Raw genomic sequence first — 1,143 nt, forward strand, 5'->3', positions numbered from 1 at the left:
TCCGACTCGGCAAAGACCTCGGGGAAGCTGGGGGGCGCGCCCGGTTCGGTCGTGTCCGGGAGCGCGACCCGCAGCTCCTGACCCGCCGCCGAGCCGAAGCGATCGGCGATCTGCGTCGCGACGCTCTGGTTCAGTCCGAGCGCGAGGACGAGCCCGCCGGTGCCCAGGAAGAACGCCAGGGTGATCAGCGCCGCCCGCCCCAGGTGGGCGGTGTGCGAGTTCACGGCTTCGGCGAGGTCGTCCCGCGCCGAGGCGAGCCAGCCCTGCCGCGGCCAGTCGCTCGGCTCTGCGCCGTCGGCGGCGTCCGCCCCCTGGGCGGTGCGCTCCTCGGGCGGGGGCGCTTCCCGGCCGCTCCCCGTGCCCGCCTCGGTGATGGACCCGTCCTCGAGCGTGAGGACCCGGTCGGCGGAGGCGGCTATTTCCAGGTCGTGGGTGATCACGATGATCGTGATCCCGTCGCGCTGCAATTCCTTCAGCGCCCGGACCGTGTTCGCCGCGTTCGCCCGGTCCAGCGCTCCGGTCGGCTCGTCGGCAAGGACCAGCGCGGGGCGGCCCGAGACGGCTCGCGCCAGGGCGACGCGCTGCCGCTCTCCCCCGGAGAGCTGTCTGCCGAGTGCCCGGGACCGACCGCCGAGCCCGAAGCGCCTGAGCGCGGCCGCGGTTCGGCCCGCACGCAGTCGCCTGGGCACGCGGCGCACGCTCAGCCCGAGCGCCGCGTTTGTCGCGGCGCTCGCGTCGGGCAGGAGATGGGCATCCTGAAACACGAAACCGATCTGTGTGGCCCGGAGGCGGTCCCGGGTTCGCTCGTTCAGGGTCGTCGTGTCGTGACCGAGCAGGCGGTAGCTGCCGGAGCTCGGCCGGTCCAGGAGGCCGAGGATGTTCAGTAACGTCGACTTTCCGGTGCCGGACGGGCCAACGATCGCCACGAACTCCCCCGGGTACACGGTCAGGGATACCCCGCTGAGGGCCTCGACGCCGTGCGCGCCCGCGTAGCGCCGGGTGAGCTCGCGTACCTCGATCAGGGGCTCGGCGGCCGGGTCGGGCACGAACTCACCAGACATACAGGGCCGTCCCCTCCGCCAGGCGGTCGTCCGGGGCGAGCCGGACCCAGCCGCCGTCCTGGCCGGTGACGGTGACCGGGAT

General features: G+C 73.7%; 1 protein-coding gene. It reads right to left on the minus strand.

Annotation, left to right across the window (positions count from 1 at the left end; all coding sequences use genetic code 11):
* Nucleotides 1-1,061 (minus strand): ABC transporter ATP-binding protein (locus OOT08_RS18690; protein WP_325094406.1); only part of this gene is annotated, 1,061 nt, incomplete at its 3' end.
* Nucleotides 1,062-1,143 lie beyond the last annotated feature (82 nt).

Source organism: Leucobacter sp. M11 (assembly GCF_035726885.1).
In the GTDB taxonomy this organism is placed as follows: domain Bacteria; phylum Actinomycetota; class Actinomycetes; order Actinomycetales; family Microbacteriaceae; genus JAPFRB01.